This is a genomic window from Priestia sp. P1_B12_1 (assembly GCF_056406695.1).
On record NZ_JBFTZR010000004.1, the window covers coordinates 295,479 to 311,388 of the forward strand.

Below are 15,910 nucleotides of genomic sequence, written 5' to 3' on the forward strand. Positions count from 1 at the left end.
CATATAGTTTATAGGATGCTCTAGTTGCAAATACATAGATAAAATCAAGTCTTTTACCACTTTCACTTGATAAATGAAAGAATGTTAGTCAAAAGCAAAAAGAACCGAAACAGTGCTGTTTAGGTTCTTTTTAGGATTTCTTTTATCTCTTTATATATACGTACTTGGTTGCGTCCATGTTGTTTGGCATCGTACAGGGCGATATCTGCTTTATTCAACAGCTCATCTAACGTTTCATTTTCTTGTTTTTCCGCTTGTGCTACTCCAAGACTCAGCGTAACAGAAATGGTTTCTTCGTTAATCAGTAAGGGCTGAGTCTCGACGTGACGGCGAATTTGGTCGGCAAGCGTTTCGCCTTCGGATAAAGTATAGCCCTTTAGCGCGAGTACAAATTCTTCACCGCCGTACCGAGCAAAAAGCGCTCCTTGCGGTAATACGGACTGACAGGCTTTTACGACATGTACAAGCACCTGATCGCCGGCATAATGACCATACGTGTCGTTCACTTTTTTAAAATAATCAATATCAAGTAAAAGAAGCGTAAAAGAAGCTGCGGACTGTTTTGCTTCTTTGAACGCTTGCTTACTGTGCTGAAAAAATGCCCGACGATTATAAATTTGCGTCAGCTCATCGTAATAAGCTTGGTTTTCAAGCTTTAGCTGAAGTCTTTTGAGCTCTGTAATATCCGTAAAAATAAGCAGCAAGCCGTGACTATTGTTAGCATACTGCAAAGGAGAAGTGCGAACTTGATACGTATACTGAGATTGATCCGCAGAAAAAAGCTGCAGCTCTTGACTGCTGTTTTTATTTTCGAATGTAAAAGGAAATGAACTGTCCGATAGAGTGAACCAAATATCAGCAAACCGTTTTCCAAACATCGCTTTTTTCAGCTGGGGAAACATGTTCTTCGACGCTAAGTTAAATTCAATTAATCTGTAAGCTTCATCAAGCACGATAACACCGTCATTGATGCTGTTAAATATCGCATCTTTCGCAACGGGCATGACTGTAAACATACGCGATGAGTTAATGGACCATAAATATAAAAAAGAAGAAACCCATAAAACCGTCGGAACTGGATCAATTCCCTGCGGCGTAAAGCCCATTAAATAGACAAAAGCTGTGACGATAGGGACTAGTTGCCCGACCATTAATGCAATTAACTGCAGGCGGTAAGCTTTGGCTGTTTCTTTCCAGCGGTAAACGGCGAGCAAAAAAGCAACGAACATAGACGAAAAGATGAACATGCCGTGAATCGTGTACCATGGTCCAATTTCTTGATGAATGTAAGGAGCACCTAAAACTGGGTCAATTTCAAACACGCGATAATGAAGGTGATGCCAGTCGTTTGTTGCGACCATAATCAAACTAATAAACGGAATGATAAAAAGCGCAAAAATATGTTTTTTCCTTACCTTTATGCCGACATACTGCATAACAAACAGCAGTCCTGCAGGAGGTGAAAAAGGCATGCCCACGTATTGAATAACGGTCCAAAATTTCATTTCCTCAAGATTAACGGATAGCAAGCTGAATGCCGCACCCATACAATAAACGGCGGTGAAACCCGTATGAAGAATAAATAAATGCGCAATATTGCTGTAGTGGTGACGTTTAATAAATACGTAAAAACACAAGTATAAATTAAGAACACCAGACGTACAGATAAGCGTTATATAAGCGGTTAAATCTAAATTCACAATCGTGTCCCTCATTAAGAAAGCATTTTTAGTTAAATGTAGCACAGTTCAAATAAAATGTGGATATTTTATTAGGAATTTAGTATCAGTGAAGGAAGTAGCTGGCTAGTCTATAAGAATTATCTCTCTTTCACTAGAAGATTATTAAAAATTCAGTATTTTATGTGTTGACATCGCTTTCATAGTAGAATATAATTTCGGTAATAACTTAAAACTGGATTGTTACTGATTCGATCAGGCATTACCTGTGTTAAAAATACGTGGTGTGTTCATGTGTTTTTAAGATGGGATTTTCATGTTTGTTCTGATGTGGGGGAAGCATCTATGAAATTTGTTAAAGTATTTAATAATAACGTAGCTTTGGTGAAAGACTCTTCTAATGTAGAATGGGTCATCATGGGAACAGGCGTCGGTTTCCAAAAGAAAAAAGGTGATCCCGTTGATAAAGCTGTCATTCGACGAAAGTTTGTGGCCGAGTCGTCCAACATTCGTCGACCGCTGGCTCAAATGTTAGAGAGCATCAAACCAGAAATTCTTGAGGTTTCTGTAGAGCTAATCAAACAAGCAGAAAAAGAAATAGGTGAGCCTTTTCGCACCAATATTCACTTAACTCTTGCGGATCACTTAAATTTTGCGATTGAACGAAGCCATAGTGGCCTTGAATACGCGCAGCCGAGCCGCTGGGAAGTCAAGAAGCTTTATCCGAAAGAGTATAATGCTGCGGTTAACGCGATTCGACTAGTGTATGACCGGCTTGATGTGCTGCTTCCTAAAAGTGAAGAAACGTTTCTTACCTATCATTTTGTAAACGCACAGAATGTACAAGCAAAAGTGGAAGAAACGATGAAGATGACTGAAGTGATTAATCGAATTATCGATATTGTTCAATATCATTTTCAGCTAAAACTTGATGAAGAATCGATGAATTATTCCCGCTTTGTCACGCATCTACGATTTTTTGTCTTACGTCAGCTAGATCAGAACCCACATGTTTCTCCTGAAGTTGATGCTACGCTGCTGGATGTTGTAAAAACAAAGTATGAGAAAGCGTACAAAGCTGTTGAAAAAGTGACAAATCTGCTTCATAAACAGTACGGTTGGTCTTTAACGTCAGATGAAAAGCTTTACTTAACGCTACACATTTGGCGCGTGACGAATCTCGTAGAAACTGAATAATTGTTCTTCATTGGAGGATTGTTACTGACTCGATCAGGCATTACCCAAGCAGACATTGACATGTTCCAAACATGTAGTGATCTGTTTGGGTTTTTTTATTGAAAAAAGGAGGGATATAAATGACTTCATATAAAGAAACAGCTAAACAAGTAGTAGATAAAATCGGTGGAGTACAGAACGTTAACCAGGCTTGGCACTGCGTGACGAGACTTCGCTTTAATCTTCACGATAAGAATAAAGTCCAGGTTGAGGAAATTAAGCAAATAAAAGGAGTGATGGGCGCTCAATTTTCCGGTGATCAGTTTCAAGTCATTATTGGAAACAGAGTGGCTGAAGTGTTTGAAGAAGTTGAACCTTTAGTAGGAAGCGGAAGCGCTGCTGAGGAGAAAAGCGGTACAAAACAAGGCGTTGTTTCACTTGTAATGGACAGTATTTCGGGAATTTTTACTCCTATCTTACCAGCGCTTATTGGTGCGGGTATGCTAAAGGCTTTTGTCGCTTTATTTGCTACTCTCGGATGGCTGAGCATAGAAAGCGATACGTACGCCGTGCTAAACGCAATTGGAGACGGAGTCTTTTACTTTTTACCCTTTTTCTTAGCAGTTTCAGCAGCTCGTAAGTTTAAAACAAACGAATACTTAGCGCTTGCTTTAGCAGCTGCCATGCTGTATCCGACCTTTGTAGATGCAGCACGAGGCATTACGAAAATAAAAGAATTCACGTTATTTGGAATCAATTTTATATCCATTCCAGTTGTGAACTATACGTCTAGCGTTATACCGATTATTTTAGGTGTGCTTTTATTAAAGTATGTATATAAATTTGTTCGCTCATGGATGCCGGCTACTCTTACGGTCATGTTTTCACCACTGCTTACCCTTTTAATTGCTGCACCTATCACGTTATGGGTAATCGGTCCGCTTGGAACGTATATGGGAGACGGAGTAGCCATTATATTCTCTTGGATGTTTGAAACAGCCGGTCCGCTGGCAGGGCTTTTACTAGCAGGTCTTATGCCTCTTATTATCATGACCGGCATGCACTATGCAATAGGTCCGATTGCGATTCAAAATCTAAAAGTATACGGATTTGACAATGTTTTGATGCCAATGATGTATATCAGCAACCTTGCTCAAGGTGGAGCAGCTTTTGGAGTAGCCTTGAAGACAAAAAATAAAGATTTAAAACAAGTGGCATTTTCATCGGCTATTTCAGCTGTTATCGGAATTACAGAGCCCGCTATGTACGGAGTAAACATGAAGTTAAAAAAACCTTTTTATTACGCTATGGCATCTAGTGCACTGCTAGGCGGCTTTGCTGGCTGGTATGGTTTTAAAGCTTTTACACTAGGAGGATTAGTCGGAATCTTTGCTATCCCTACGTTTGCAGATCCAAGCGGAGCAGCAGGCAATTTAATGGTCGCTGTGGCGCTGCTGGCAGCGGCAGTTATTTTACCAGCTGTTTTGGTACTCACTCTTGGATTTAAAGATATTGCTTCAGAAGAAACAGAAAAAAATACAATCAAACTTGAAGAACATCCTGTCACAGAAAAAGCGCCATTACAAAATGTTTCTCTAGCAGTAGAGGCGAAAAAAAGCGGTAAAACAGCAGGCGTCTTCTCTCCGTTGCACGGTGAGCTTGTACCGCTGCATCAAGTGTCAGATGCAACATTTGCTCAAGAAATTATGGGGAAAGGAATTGCAATTAAACCGAACGAAAACCGCGTAGTTTCGCCTATTGCTGGCACGGTTATGGTGCTGCCTGATTCTCAACATGCAATCGGCATTAAAGGAGAAGAGGGCGAAGAAATTTTAATTCATATTGGAATTGATACCGTTTCTTTAAAAGGAGAGCATTTTAAAGCACTGGTGAAAGAAAAAGAGTATGTAAATGCAGGGCAGCCGCTCATTGAATTTGACCGGCATGCGATTGCAGAAGCTGGATTCGAAACCGTTACGATGGTTATTATCACAAACACCGCAGAGTATTTAGATGTGCTGCCGGTCAATGAAATAGGTCCAATTTTTGAAGGGGAACAGCTACTTTCTGTAGTAAAATAAATGCTATTTTTAATAAAAATATGAAAAAAGGACGTGGGGGCTATGTTAACAAATGATACTGTATTTAAAAAAGGATTTTTATGGGGAGGAGCGACGGCTGCTAACCAAATTGAAGGAGCTTACGACGTTGATGGGAAAGGGCTGTCTACTGCAGACATGATCCGATTTGTCCCAAAAGACGAACGAACTGGTTATTCAATGGATGTAAAAGCAGATTACATTGAAGATGTGCTTAACAACAAAGTAAACGATCGTTTTCCAAAGCGTACGGCTATTGACTTTTATCATCGCTATAAAGAAGATATCGCACTGTTCGCGGAAATGGGATTTAAAACGCTTCGCATTTCGATCAACTGGGCGAGAATTTTTCCAAATGGAGATGATGTGAAGCCAAACGAAGCAGGGTTGCAATTTTACGATAATTTGTTTGATGAAATGTTAAAGTACGGCATTGAACCATTGGTGACGCTTTCGCATTATGAAACGCCGCTTGAGCTTACCCGTAAATACAACGGCTGGTACAGCCGCAAGCTAATTGGCTTTTATACACGCTACGCGGAAACGGTATTTACACGCTATAAAAACAAAGTAAAATACTGGCTGACGTTTAATGAAATTAATGTGATTACACATAGTCCTTATACAGGCGGCGGTATTTTAGTTGAAAACGTTCCAAATCAGTCAGCGGAGCAAATTGCGTATCAAGGGGCGCATCATCAGTTTGTTGCGAGTGCACTTGCCACTAAGTTAGCTCACGAGATTATTCCTGATGTAAAAGTAGGATGTATGCTTGCGCGTATGACAACGTATCCTGTGACGAATCATCCGGATGATATTTTACTAGCTCAGCATAAAAATGACCTGAACTTATTTTTTACAGATGTTCAAGTTCGCGGAGAATATCCAAAGGTAATGGAGCGTTACTTTAAAGAAAACAACATTCAAATCGTAAAAGAAGTAGGGGACGATGAGATTATCAAACAATACCCTGTGGACTTTATTTCGTTTAGCTACTATATGTCTCTTTCTGTCACAACTCAAAGCGAAGAAGACAATGTCCTAGGAAATATGATTGCAGGAAGTGTAAAAAATCCTCATCTTCAAACGTCCGACTGGGGATGGCAAATCGATCCGAAAGGACTGCGCTATACGTTACAAGATTTTCATAACCGGTATGGCAAACCGCTGTTTATCGTTGAAAATGGTTTAGGAGCTCATGACAAAGTAGAAGAAGACGGCTCTATTCATGATCCGTACCGCGTAGATTACTTAAAGCAGCATATTGAACAAATGAAAGAAGCTGTTAAAGATGGTGTGGACTTAATGGGCTATACGGCGTGGGGACCTATTGATTTAATCAGTGTGTCAACAAACGAAATGTCAAAACGATACGGCTTTATTTACGTAGATCAAGACGATGAAGGAAATGGTACACTTGAACGATCTAAAAAAGATTCTTTTTACTGGTATAAACAAGTGATTCAGACAAATGGAGAAGATTTATCTTCATCTACAAAAGTCAAAGTTTCTCAGTAAAAAACACATGCCTGAAAACACGAGATGTCCTTCATCTCCTTGTCTTCAGGCATATTTTTATTGTGAGTCTATTTACGTTTTATAAAGGTGTCATCTGCATTTTTTTCTGTCTAAAAAAGACCCAATCTGTAAAGCCGATTTCTTTAAGACGCTTTTTTACTAGTTCAAAGTCGTCGCCAATGCGTTCCGGATCATGAGCATCGGAACCAAAGGTAATGTGTACCCCGTAGTGCAGGGCTCTTTCTAAAATATCATCTGCAGGATACCAGCCTCCGCAGTCTTTGGTTTTGCCTGATGTATTCACTTCTATGGCAATGTCATGCGCTGAAATCACTTTTAGCGTTTGATCAATGACAGCTGTCTCGATAGAAGAAAACGAGGGATAGAATCCTTTCATGGCATCAATATGGCCAAGGATTTGAAACATTCTGCTCCGGGCGGATTCTTCGATTAATTGATAATACGTTTCTTTCGTGCGCTGCTTTTCATGCTGAGAAAGACCTTCCCAGCGCGTTTTATGAAAGATGCTGACTTCATCAACTAGATGGACAGAGCCAATTATGTAGTCAAACGGATATTTTTCATAGTGGCTTTGGTATACTTTTGCATGCTCGGGAAAGAAATCAGACTCCACGCCTAACAGTACTTCAATTTTCTCTTTATATTCTTCTTTTAGTTTCAAAATCTCAGCTACATATCCGGAAAATGCGCTTTTTCCCATCGCAATATGAGGATAAGGCTGGTCTTCTTCGCTCGCAAAATAAGGAGAATGATCCGAAATTCCAATGATATCAAGCCCTTTATTAATGGATGCCTCTATATAATCTCGAATCGTTCCGCGAGCATGTCCGCATCGGTCGTGATGGGTATGAAAATCAAATTTTAACTCAGCGTTCATTTTTCATCACCTCTGTTATCTTTTTGTGTGGTGTATAGAATATTCTACAAAGAAACAAAGTATCCCCCGTAGAAATGGATGAAGAGAATATTTCTTGGCTTGCTGGTGAGTCATCCACTAAAAAAATTGTACAGAAAGAGGTTATTTTATTTAATTTGCCGCAAAAATTGAAATGGAATCCATACCAAAAGTTACATTTGATTCGGCAAGCTAAAACGCATATACTACTCATACACGATCTGAAATAACGTTCAGGTAATCGCTGCATCATTTGATGTAGAGGAAAGTCCATGCTCGCACGGTGCTGAGATGCCCGTAGTGTTCGTGCCTAGTGAAAAAATAAGCTAGGGCAGCTTGGCTTATAGCTTAGCTGACGGCGGGAAAAACCACCTAAGTCTTCGGATATGGTCGAGTATCCCTGAAAGTGCCACAGTGACGAAGCTTTGCTGGAAACAGCAAAGGTGGAACACGGTAAACCCCACGAGCGAGAAACCCAAACAATGGTAGGGGAACTGTCTCTAAGGAATCAAACGGAGAGACGGACGGTTACATGTGTAATCGTAGATAGATGATTACCGCCTGAGTACGAGAGTAAAATCGTTTGCAGTACAAAGGTACAAAACATGGCTTATCGAACGTTGTTGAAACAGAGACTGACTATAAAATACGTAACCAAAACAAACCAATGAGGTTTGTTTTTTTATTTGTTATTTTTCAAATCATAGCCGACTCATTGATAGAGTGCTTGAATTTTCCTAACTATAGTATGAGAATTCAAGGTATATGGAAATACATATTGGCTAAATTGCGGTATAGTTTACTTGTACTTACTAAATACGGGGAAAGGGAGAAGATTGATGATTAAAAAAATGGAGCATACAGCAATTATTGTTGGAAATATGGATGAGACGATTCACTACTACGGAGATATGTTTGGCTTTAAAGTTCGCCTTCAAGGATCTAACGAGAAAAGAGAGATGGCTTTTTTGTATCTTGAAGAACAGCCGGGTATGGAAATTGAGCTCATTCGAGATATTGATCCGATTGGCGAGTATAACAAAAGCGGGATTGTTAACCACCTTGCCTTTACGGTAGAGGATATAAATAAGGCGATTCAACATTATAAGAGCAAAGGAATTGAATTTTTATCATCGGAGCCTCAGCCAACGCTTGAAGGCGGCCGTATGATTTTATTTCACGGACCTAATGATGAGTTTCTGCAGTTAGTAGAACGAGTTAAACTCTAAAAAAGTTTACTTTAAGGGGTACATACAAGAAAAAATGCGTTTTACATTCTCAAAAAAGACCTTTCTTTGATTGTGAGAGAAAGGTCTTTTTGATGTGTAGTTACTATGATATCTTAGTTAGCTTTTTAATAACTTTCCTTACGTTTCATACCAAATCCTTCTTTCTGCTAGAAAATGATGAGTATAAACTTTTAATAAGTGCCGTATACAGCAATCGTCAAGGTGAACTAAAAACATCCTCGAGTATGTTTCCATTTTTTATAGTAACGCCCTCTATTTATAATGTATAATTCATTATAATCATATTTTTCATACATCTATGTAATGAATAGAACGGTTAATAAGGAGATGGTACAAAGTGGAGTGGCAGCAGTTTAAATATTTTCAAACGCTTGCACGTACACAGCATATGACGCGCGCCGCAGAAGAACTGTTAATTACGCAGCCTGCGCTCAGTCGTTCAATTGCTCGTTTTGAAGAAGAAGTAGGAGCGCCGCTATTTGACCGGCAAGGACGTTCCATTCGATTGAATCAATACGGTAAAGTTTTTTTGAAGCGTGTAGATAATATGATGAAAGAATTTGATAAAGGACAAGAGGAAATTCAAGCGCTGCTAGATCCGGAAAAAGGGCAGGTGTCACTTGGATTTTTACATACGCTCAGCACAGATTTGATTCCAGATTTAATCGCGTCGTTTCGCAGCTCATATCCTAAAGTGAATTTTCAGCTGAGGCAAAGTCCTTCTCACGTTCTTCTTGAGCAGCTGCAGCTCGGTGAACTGGATCTTTGTTTGATTGCCCCTATGGAAGAGAAATCGGTCATTAAGTGGCAGCATCTTTGGAGTGAAGAGCTGTTTGTGATCGTACCGAAAAATCACCGGTATGCTGATCGTGAAAGTATTGCACTAGAAGAAATTGCTGAGGAATCCTTTATTCACTTAAAAGAAGGTTTTTCTCTTCGTCTTACGTTTGAGCAGTTATTTGAAGAGACAGGGGTAAAGCCTCACATCATGTTTGAAGGAGAGGAAGCTGACACCGTAGCAGGACTTGTAGGAGCCGGCTTAGGAATTTCTATCCTTCCAGATTTACACGGAATCGATCAAAGTAAAATAGTGAAAATCCCATTAGCTAAAGCCAACTGCCATCGAGTAATTGGACTAGCATGGATTGAAGGAAGATATCTATCACCGGCTGTTAAACAGTTTAGAAACTTTGTTTTACATAAATTTAATGACCAGAAATAACGGTATTTCGTAGCCTAAACTTGTTTGCAAACTCAGTCCTTTTTTCGTCGGAATAATCGTTTTAAAATCGATCTTTTTTTACCTACTACGCTGCTTTCTTTTGAAGCTTCTACTAATTCTGAAATGGCCTGCTGTTCACGCAGGCTTTTGCGCAAAGATTGAATAAGCTGCTTATCTTTTTCCTGAAGAATTTGTTTTGTATCAGGCTCTTGTTGGGGTGAAGACTGTACCGGCTGTTCGGGAGGTGTCGGCTGCTGGTCGTCGGCCTCGGGCTGGTCAGCTGCTTCTGCGGTGTTCTCTGTGTCCTCTTTGTCTTCGGCTTCTTCTAGAGACACGGCAGCTTGATCCTCGCTTGTAGTCAAAGAGAATTCTTTTTGCAGCGCTTCATTGATTTCTTCTGCTTGACAGCCCTCATCATAAAGCTGCTTAATTTTCAGTAAAACGGTCGCAGCCGCAGCTTCATATTGTTTTGGTCGATGATCTTCTTTTTGTATAAAGAAATATTGGAATTTATCTATATATCTTCTAATCGTTGAAGTAGGAATACTCGTTTCTTCAGATAACTCTTTTACACTAAGCCATTTTGTCATTTTCTCACCACTTTTTAAATGATTACTTATTCGTCAGCATCAATTTGAAATTGTACTAGTATCTCTACTGTTTATCTTATCATGTAACGCTTCTACGTACCTTGCTGTGTTGGTTTCTGTAACGTTTTTATAATCACAGTGTCATAAATGAGGTATAAGCTGCCACTCGCACAAAGATTTGTTAGTTGAAGAATGGGAAATAATCAGTAAGCATTTGTTTGGAGTATGTTGAACAATGATGAGCGTGCTTCTTATTATTATCTTATAATGTTGCTGAAGAAAAATCGAGTGATTACTTCACTGTTTATTTAATATGGTAATGTTGTACTAAAGAAGAAACGAAAGGAGGAGCGACTTGAGTTTTACAGAACGAGCAGTAGCACTTATTAAACAAATACCATCCGGGAAAGTAATGACATACGGACAAATCGCCCGTCTGGCTGGGAGTCCGCGAGGTGCAAGGCAAGTTGTACGAGTCCTGCATTCGATGAGTAAGAAACATAATCTCCCCTGGCACAGAGTCATTAATTCTAAAGGAGAAATTGGGTTTAAAGACGAAGAAATGTACGTTGTTCAAAAACTTTCACTCGAAGCGGAAGGAATAATCGTTTCTTCGGATGGAAAGCTTGATCTTAAAGTCTATCTCTATGAACCTGACGTGTATAAATAACAAAAGAAATTGAGACATAACGAAATCAATTCCATCTAAAGATGAACAAACGAGATAAAGGAGCTGAACCGCTTGTGACACCGCCATTAACTTCCGTGCAAGACTTCGCTTTCCGCGAGCGGCCGCTGAGCCTCCTCGTCGCTTGTGCTCCTGCGGGGTCTCACCATTTCCGCTTTTCCCGCAGGAGTCTTCGTCTTGCCCTCCAATTAATGGCTAGAAGCACCTGATTAGACCTACGTTCATCATCACAATAAAAAAATCCGAATGAGTTTGATTCTCCATCAAAAATCAAACTCATTCGGAACTTTCTTCAACTAACATACTTTTGTTATTTATGTTTTTCAAAAGCAAGCTTTAATCCAAACCCGATTAAAACGACTCCCGTTGCTTTGTCCATAAAGCGCTGCACGCTAGGTGTTGTGAGCCATTTTCGTAAATAGTTAATAAAAAAGACGAATACGAAAAACCACGTGATAGCAAGGATCGTATACGTTATTCCCATCAGAAGTAATTGAAGCGTTACATTTTGATCACTTTGAACAAATTGAGGTAAAAAAGTTAAGAAAAACACGGCTACTTTTGGGTTAAGAACGTTTGAGACAAGGCCTTGACGAAAAGCGGACTTTTCTTTTGACTGCTCCTCTTTTTCAGAAGAAGGTATATTGCTTTTTTTAGAAAGGAAGGAAGAGATTCCTAAATACATTAAGTAAAGGGCTCCTGCGTATTTTACGATTTCAAATGCCAGAGCTGACTGAAGGAGAAGAGCCGATAAACCAAACGTGGCGGCGAGTGTATGAACTAAAGAGCCGCTCGCTAAGCCTAATGCCATTTTATAGCCGCCCGTTTGTCCATCTGCCATCGTTCGTTTGGTAATGAGAGCGGTATCAATACCAGGACTCATAATAACAAATAATGTGAGAATCAAAAAGGTGAAGATGTCGTTCATTTTTTTCTTCCTCCTTACTGTGATAGTATTAAATTATAATTTATTTATTAAATATAATTTAACATAAGTAACGCCGTTTATTAAGTTTAATTTAATAAAATTAAGTATAATTAAACATCTTTTACGGAGGAATCATCATGGAAAACATAGATATTGGAAAAAAAGTAGAGAAATTTCGAAAAGAAAAGGGGCTAAGCAGTCGAGAATTAGCCAAATTAGCGGAGATTACGCCGTCTATGTTAAGTCAAATTGAGCGAGGATTAGCTAATCCGTCCATTTCAACGCTTAAAATTTTAGCTAAATGCCTCGATGTTCCTACTTTCAGTTTTTTACTTGAAGAAATAAACACCTCTCATTTAGTCGTAAGGTCGAATGAGCGTAAAACAATGAAGGTAAAAGAGCTAACGTATTCGCTGCTATCACCCGATTTCACAGGGAATCTAGCTACGGCAATTATGGAAGTACCGCCGATGATGGCTTCATCAGAAACTCCTTTAGCGCATAAAGGAGAGGAAGTGGCATACGTCTTAGAAGGGAAAATTAAAGTGTATTTGGAAGAGGAAGTATACGTGCTAGAAAAAGGAGATAGTGTCAAAATCCCTTCGCATCTGAATCATAAATGGGAGAATATATTTGAAGAGAAAGCCATTATTTTATTTTCCGTTACGCCGCCTGTTTTTTAAAGTACTTACGGTTTTTATACTGCTCACCTTCAGTGTGAGGCACTTTTATTATATAAATGTGATAAAACTATCATGTTTGTGAGAGTGAACAATTGATAAAATAGCATTGTTGGTAATCTCTACCTAAGAGAATACATACTAAATACTTTTTTGAAAGGTGATGAAGTGTAATGAAGACATGGAAAGAGATATTTCGTACTTCAAAGCTTAAAAAAATGATGCCTGTACTCGCTCTGTCGTGCGCGGCGGCTGTAAGCTTTTCAAGCAGCGAGGTACATGCTGAAACGGTAAAATGTCAAAGACAAGAAACTAAGAGTGATCGAGAGTTTGCTAAGCTTGAAGACAAATATGATGCGAATCTTGGCATTTATGCATTAGATACCGGTACAAATAAAACGGTAACGTATCACCCGGACGAGCGTTTTGCCTATACGTCTACTCATAAGGCTCTTGCTGTCGGCGCACTTTTACAGCAGAAGTCAATCGAAGATCTCAACGAGCGTATCTTTTATACGCGCGATGACCTTGTAAACTATAATCCAATTACAGAAAAGCACGTGGATACAGGCATGACTCTTCGAGAACTCGCGGATGCATCACTTCGCTACAGCGACAATACGGCAGGGAACTTAATTCTGCAGCAGCTGGGCGGACCGGATGGATTTAAAGAAGCTTTAGAAAAAATAGGAGACGATGTGACGCTGCCTGAGCGCTTTGAACCGGATTTAAATGAAGTGAATCCAGGAGAAACTCACGATACAAGTACACCAAGAGCACTCGCTTCAAGTCTTCAAACGTATGTACTTGGACAGGCACTTCCTGAAGACAAGCGTGCACTTTTAACAGATTGGATGAAGCGAAACACAACAGGGGATGCGTTAATACGAGCGGGCGTGCCGAAAAGTTGGGAAGTAGCTGATAAGACAGGCGCAGGCTCATACGCGACGCGAAATGATATTGCTATCCTTTGGCCGCCGAAAGGAGATCCAATTGTTCTTGCGATCCTTTCCAATCGTACGGAAAAAGATGCGGAGTATAATGATAAACTGATTGCAGAAGCGGCTAAACAAGCGGTCAAGGCTCTTAAAGTTACTCGTAAATAAAAATAAATTTGGATAATAGTAGTTTAAATGTAAAAAAAAGATTGAAAAGATTGATAGAACATTCTATTATTAATTAGAAAAAATATAGGAAGGAAGTATCTCTTATGAAAAAGATTTTTCCAATTGTTCTATCTTTCGGTTTATTAACAAGTGTATCTTTTAGCACGGTTTCAAACGTAGATGCGGCAGCTAAATCTTACAAAAACTGCACGGAATTAAACAAAGACTACAAAGGCGGCGTAGCTCGTGCGGCTAATGTGAAAAATAAAGGCGGCAAAACAAAGTACAAACCGTATGTGTCAAAATCACTGTATGATGCCAATACAAAGCTAGATCGAGATAAAGACTACATTGCCTGTGAAAAATAAATACTAGCGGACTCATCCAAGCGCTTATTGTAAGCGCTTGGATTTTTTATTATCATCAACTCCTGTATGTTGCGAGCTGAGCTCAAAAATTAGTCAAATCGCACAAAATAATATCAGAAAATTCACATAAATAATAATGAACTTACTTTGGGATTCGTATACACTATGTACATGTTAAGTTAACTCACATATAATGTTAGAAGAGAGAGGGGAAACACCATAAAAAAGGAGTTGAGTGTATAGTGTCTACAAATGCAACAAGTTCCGTTATAGAAGAGGTGCATTCTTATCAAGATAGAAGTCTTGATCCGTCACTAAAGCCAAAAGCCGAAAGTGACCGAAAGCTAACTCCGTTATCGTATATGTTTATGTGGATTGGAGACGGGGTTAATTTGGGGAATATGACGCTTGGGGCTAGCTTGGTAATCGCAGGTACTGCGGTATTAAATCTTTTTCAAACGTTTGTGGCAGCAATTATTGCCATTGGTATTATTTCTACTTTTTTTGTCTTGAACGATCGAATCGGCTATAAGACGGGCATACCGTATGTGATGCAGCTTCGAATGTCTTTTGGAATAAAAGGATCCGTCATATCGTCTCTTTTACGAGGTATTCCAGCTATCATTTGGTATGGTTTCCAAAGCTGGACAGGCGGTACCGCTTTAAACGAAATCGGGAAAATTGTAAGTAAAGGGTCTTTTGACAATCTTGTTCTTTGTTTTATTATCATTCAGCTGCTGCAAATCGTGCTTTCCCTGTACAGCTTCCACGCGGTTAAATGGGTAGAGATGCTTGCTTCAATCATCATATTGCTTGGCCTTGTTTACGTATTTGGTGTTCTTTTAACTTCTCATAGTGAGGTAGTAGGGGAGAAGTGGGTAAATACAAAAGGTTCATGGGGACTTCCGTTCTTTTCTTTCATTATGATGTTCATGGGGAATTATGCAGCGATTTTTCTAAGCGCAGCCGATTACTCTAGAGAACTGAAGCCAGGAATTAGCGACACAAAGCGTGGGTTCTTATACTTTACACCAATTCTAGTAGCCTATGGATTCGTTCTTACAATCGGGGCAATGCTTGCTTCTGCTACGGGCATATCCAATCCTGTCAAAGCGTTTGCGGTTGTAGTGGATAATTCATATATTACCGTCGCTGTATCAGCTTTTATTGTGATTGGCGTTATTGCGGTAAACATGGTGGCAAATATTATTCCGCCTACGTATGTGATTACGCTGCTGACAAAAGCAAACTATAAAGTGGCGGTTACCATTACTGGACTGCTTGCTTTTTGCTCGTTCCCTTGGGTGCTTGTTCAAGATTCGTCAGCTGCAGGTCTTGGGCTCTTCATTTTAATTTACTCTGCTTTTTTAGGGCCGATTGTTTCTATTTTACTAGTCGATTATTATATTTTACGGAAACAAAGAGTAAACGTAGAAGAATTGTATCAAGAAAAAGGACCGTTTTCCGGCTATAATCCGTGCGCCATGCTTGCGATGCTCATCGGTGCAGGTGCTGCGTTTATCGAAGTTGATTTAGGTTGGATTATAGGAGTAGTAGTCGCAGGAATCACATATATTCTTTTGACGAAATTTGCTTTTAAACAGTCAAAGTTTAAAAAAGGAACCATTTTTGAACAATAATATTAAATAGATCAAAGCCTTTGCTTGCCGCAAAGGCTTTTTGTTTGTTT

The 15,910-nt window shown here is 39.4% G+C and carries 14 protein-coding genes and 1 other RNA gene; 11 read left to right on the plus strand and 4 right to left on the minus strand.

Annotated elements, in window-relative coordinates:
• Nucleotides 1-119 precede the first annotated feature (119 nt).
• A complete protein-coding gene (locus AC1D0Y_RS16350; RefSeq protein ID WP_477707791.1) occupies nucleotides 120-1,700 on the minus strand; it encodes a sensor domain-containing diguanylate cyclase in 1,581 nt (526 codons plus the stop codon).
• Nucleotides 1,701-2,024: 324 nt separating this feature from the next.
• Between AC1D0Y_RS16350 and AC1D0Y_RS16355 the strand changes: the two genes are divergently transcribed.
• The 3 genes from AC1D0Y_RS16355 (at nucleotide 2,025) to AC1D0Y_RS16365 (ending at nucleotide 6,472) form a co-directional block, all read left to right on the plus strand.
• Nucleotides 2,025-2,876, plus strand: a complete 852-nt coding sequence (locus AC1D0Y_RS16355) for a PRD domain-containing protein (RefSeq protein WP_060745247.1) — start codon at nucleotides 2,025-2,027, stop codon at nucleotides 2,874-2,876.
• A 119-nt stretch (nucleotides 2,877-2,995) separates the two neighbouring features.
• Nucleotides 2,996-4,936 carry a beta-glucoside-specific PTS transporter subunit IIABC gene (locus tag AC1D0Y_RS16360; RefSeq protein ID WP_477707792.1) on the plus strand — a complete coding sequence of 647 codons (1,941 nt, stop codon included), beginning with the start codon at nucleotides 2,996-2,998 and terminating at the stop codon, nucleotides 4,934-4,936.
• Nucleotides 4,937-4,978: 42 nt separating this feature from the next.
• Complete coding sequence (locus tag AC1D0Y_RS16365) at nucleotides 4,979-6,472, plus strand: glycoside hydrolase family 1 protein (RefSeq protein WP_060745249.1); 1,494 nt, start codon at nucleotides 4,979-4,981, stop codon at nucleotides 6,470-6,472.
• Nucleotides 6,473-6,551: 79 nt separating this feature from the next.
• Here the strand turns inward: AC1D0Y_RS16365 and AC1D0Y_RS16370 are convergent, their stop codons facing one another.
• Nucleotides 6,552-7,370, minus strand: coding sequence for a histidinol-phosphatase (locus AC1D0Y_RS16370; protein WP_060745250.1), 819 nt, complete (start codon nucleotides 7,368-7,370; stop codon nucleotides 6,552-6,554).
• Nucleotides 7,371-7,617: 247 nt separating this feature from the next.
• Between AC1D0Y_RS16370 and rnpB the strand changes: the two genes are divergently transcribed.
• The 3 genes from rnpB (at nucleotide 7,618) to AC1D0Y_RS16385 (ending at nucleotide 9,860) form a co-directional block, all read left to right on the plus strand.
• Nucleotides 7,618-8,006, plus strand: an RNA gene (gene rnpB, locus AC1D0Y_RS16375) — RNase P RNA component class B.
• A 221-nt stretch (nucleotides 8,007-8,227) separates the two neighbouring features.
• Nucleotides 8,228-8,617 carry a VOC family protein gene (locus tag AC1D0Y_RS16380; protein WP_477707793.1) on the plus strand — a complete coding sequence of 130 codons (390 nt, stop codon included), beginning with the start codon at nucleotides 8,228-8,230 and terminating at the stop codon, nucleotides 8,615-8,617.
• Nucleotides 8,618-8,975: 358 nt separating this feature from the next.
• Nucleotides 8,976-9,860 carry a LysR family transcriptional regulator gene (locus AC1D0Y_RS16385; RefSeq protein WP_477707794.1) on the plus strand — a complete coding sequence of 295 codons (885 nt, stop codon included), beginning with the start codon at nucleotides 8,976-8,978 and terminating at the stop codon, nucleotides 9,858-9,860.
• 32 nt (nucleotides 9,861-9,892) lie between these two features.
• Here AC1D0Y_RS16385 and AC1D0Y_RS16390 read toward each other — a convergent pair whose 3' ends face one another.
• The gene (locus AC1D0Y_RS16390; RefSeq protein ID WP_098334324.1) at nucleotides 9,893-10,450 is read right to left on the minus strand and encodes a MerR family transcriptional regulator; all 558 of its coding nucleotides are present in this window, start codon (nucleotides 10,448-10,450) and stop codon (nucleotides 9,893-9,895) included.
• Nucleotides 10,451-10,805: 355 nt separating this feature from the next.
• Between AC1D0Y_RS16390 and AC1D0Y_RS16395 the strand changes: the two genes are divergently transcribed.
• Nucleotides 10,806-11,120, plus strand: coding sequence for an MGMT family protein (locus AC1D0Y_RS16395; RefSeq protein WP_028409384.1), 315 nt, complete (start codon nucleotides 10,806-10,808; stop codon nucleotides 11,118-11,120).
• Nucleotides 11,121-11,448: 328 nt separating this feature from the next.
• Here AC1D0Y_RS16395 and AC1D0Y_RS16400 read toward each other — a convergent pair whose 3' ends face one another.
• Complete coding sequence (locus AC1D0Y_RS16400; RefSeq protein ID WP_060745255.1) at nucleotides 11,449-12,066, minus strand: LysE family translocator; 618 nt, start codon at nucleotides 12,064-12,066, stop codon at nucleotides 11,449-11,451.
• A 137-nt stretch (nucleotides 12,067-12,203) separates the two neighbouring features.
• On the opposite strand from AC1D0Y_RS16400, the gene AC1D0Y_RS16405 reads away from it, so the two are divergent.
• The 4 genes from AC1D0Y_RS16405 to AC1D0Y_RS16420 all read left to right on the plus strand — a co-directional run bounded on the left by AC1D0Y_RS16405 (nucleotide 12,204) and on the right by AC1D0Y_RS16420 (nucleotide 15,860).
• Complete coding sequence (locus AC1D0Y_RS16405) at nucleotides 12,204-12,749, plus strand: helix-turn-helix domain-containing protein (RefSeq protein ID WP_060745256.1); 546 nt, start codon at nucleotides 12,204-12,206, stop codon at nucleotides 12,747-12,749.
• 170 nt (nucleotides 12,750-12,919) lie between these two features.
• Entirely contained in the window at nucleotides 12,920-13,852 is a 933-nt protein-coding gene (bla, locus tag AC1D0Y_RS16410) for a class A beta-lactamase (RefSeq protein ID WP_060745257.1), read from the plus strand.
• A gap of 104 nt (nucleotides 13,853-13,956) precedes the next feature.
• Nucleotides 13,957-14,220 carry an excalibur calcium-binding domain-containing protein gene (locus AC1D0Y_RS16415; RefSeq protein ID WP_028409380.1) on the plus strand — a complete coding sequence of 88 codons (264 nt, stop codon included), beginning with the start codon at nucleotides 13,957-13,959 and terminating at the stop codon, nucleotides 14,218-14,220.
• A gap of 242 nt (nucleotides 14,221-14,462) precedes the next feature.
• Entirely contained in the window at nucleotides 14,463-15,860 is a 1,398-nt protein-coding gene (locus AC1D0Y_RS16420; RefSeq protein ID WP_477707795.1) for an NCS1 family transporter, read from the plus strand.
• Nucleotides 15,861-15,910 lie beyond the last annotated feature (50 nt).

Bases quoted from the DNA above. Each gene is read 5' to 3' on its own strand.
- AC1D0Y_RS16360 (WP_477707792.1), top strand. From the start codon at position 2,996: ATGACTTCATATAAAGAAACAGCTAAACAAGTAGTAGATAAAATCGGT.
- AC1D0Y_RS16405 (WP_060745256.1), top strand. From the start codon at position 12,204: ATGGAAAACATAGATATTGGAAAAAAAGTAGAGAAATTTCGAAAAGAA.
- AC1D0Y_RS16370 (WP_060745250.1), bottom strand. From the start codon at position 7,370: ATGAACGCTGAGTTAAAATTTGATTTTCATACCCATCACGACCGATGC.
- bla (WP_060745257.1), top strand. From the start codon at position 12,920: ATGAAGACATGGAAAGAGATATTTCGTACTTCAAAGCTTAAAAAAATG.
- AC1D0Y_RS16390 (WP_098334324.1), bottom strand. From the start codon at position 10,450: ATGACAAAATGGCTTAGTGTAAAAGAGTTATCTGAAGAAACGAGTATT.
- AC1D0Y_RS16415 (WP_028409380.1), top strand. From the start codon at position 13,957: ATGAAAAAGATTTTTCCAATTGTTCTATCTTTCGGTTTATTAACAAGT.
- AC1D0Y_RS16380 (WP_477707793.1), top strand. From the start codon at position 8,228: ATGATTAAAAAAATGGAGCATACAGCAATTATTGTTGGAAATATGGAT.
- AC1D0Y_RS16400 (WP_060745255.1), bottom strand. From the start codon at position 12,066: ATGAACGACATCTTCACCTTTTTGATTCTCACATTATTTGTTATTATG.
- AC1D0Y_RS16355 (WP_060745247.1), top strand. From the start codon at position 2,025: ATGAAATTTGTTAAAGTATTTAATAATAACGTAGCTTTGGTGAAAGAC.
- AC1D0Y_RS16365 (WP_060745249.1), top strand. From the start codon at position 4,979: ATGTTAACAAATGATACTGTATTTAAAAAAGGATTTTTATGGGGAGGA.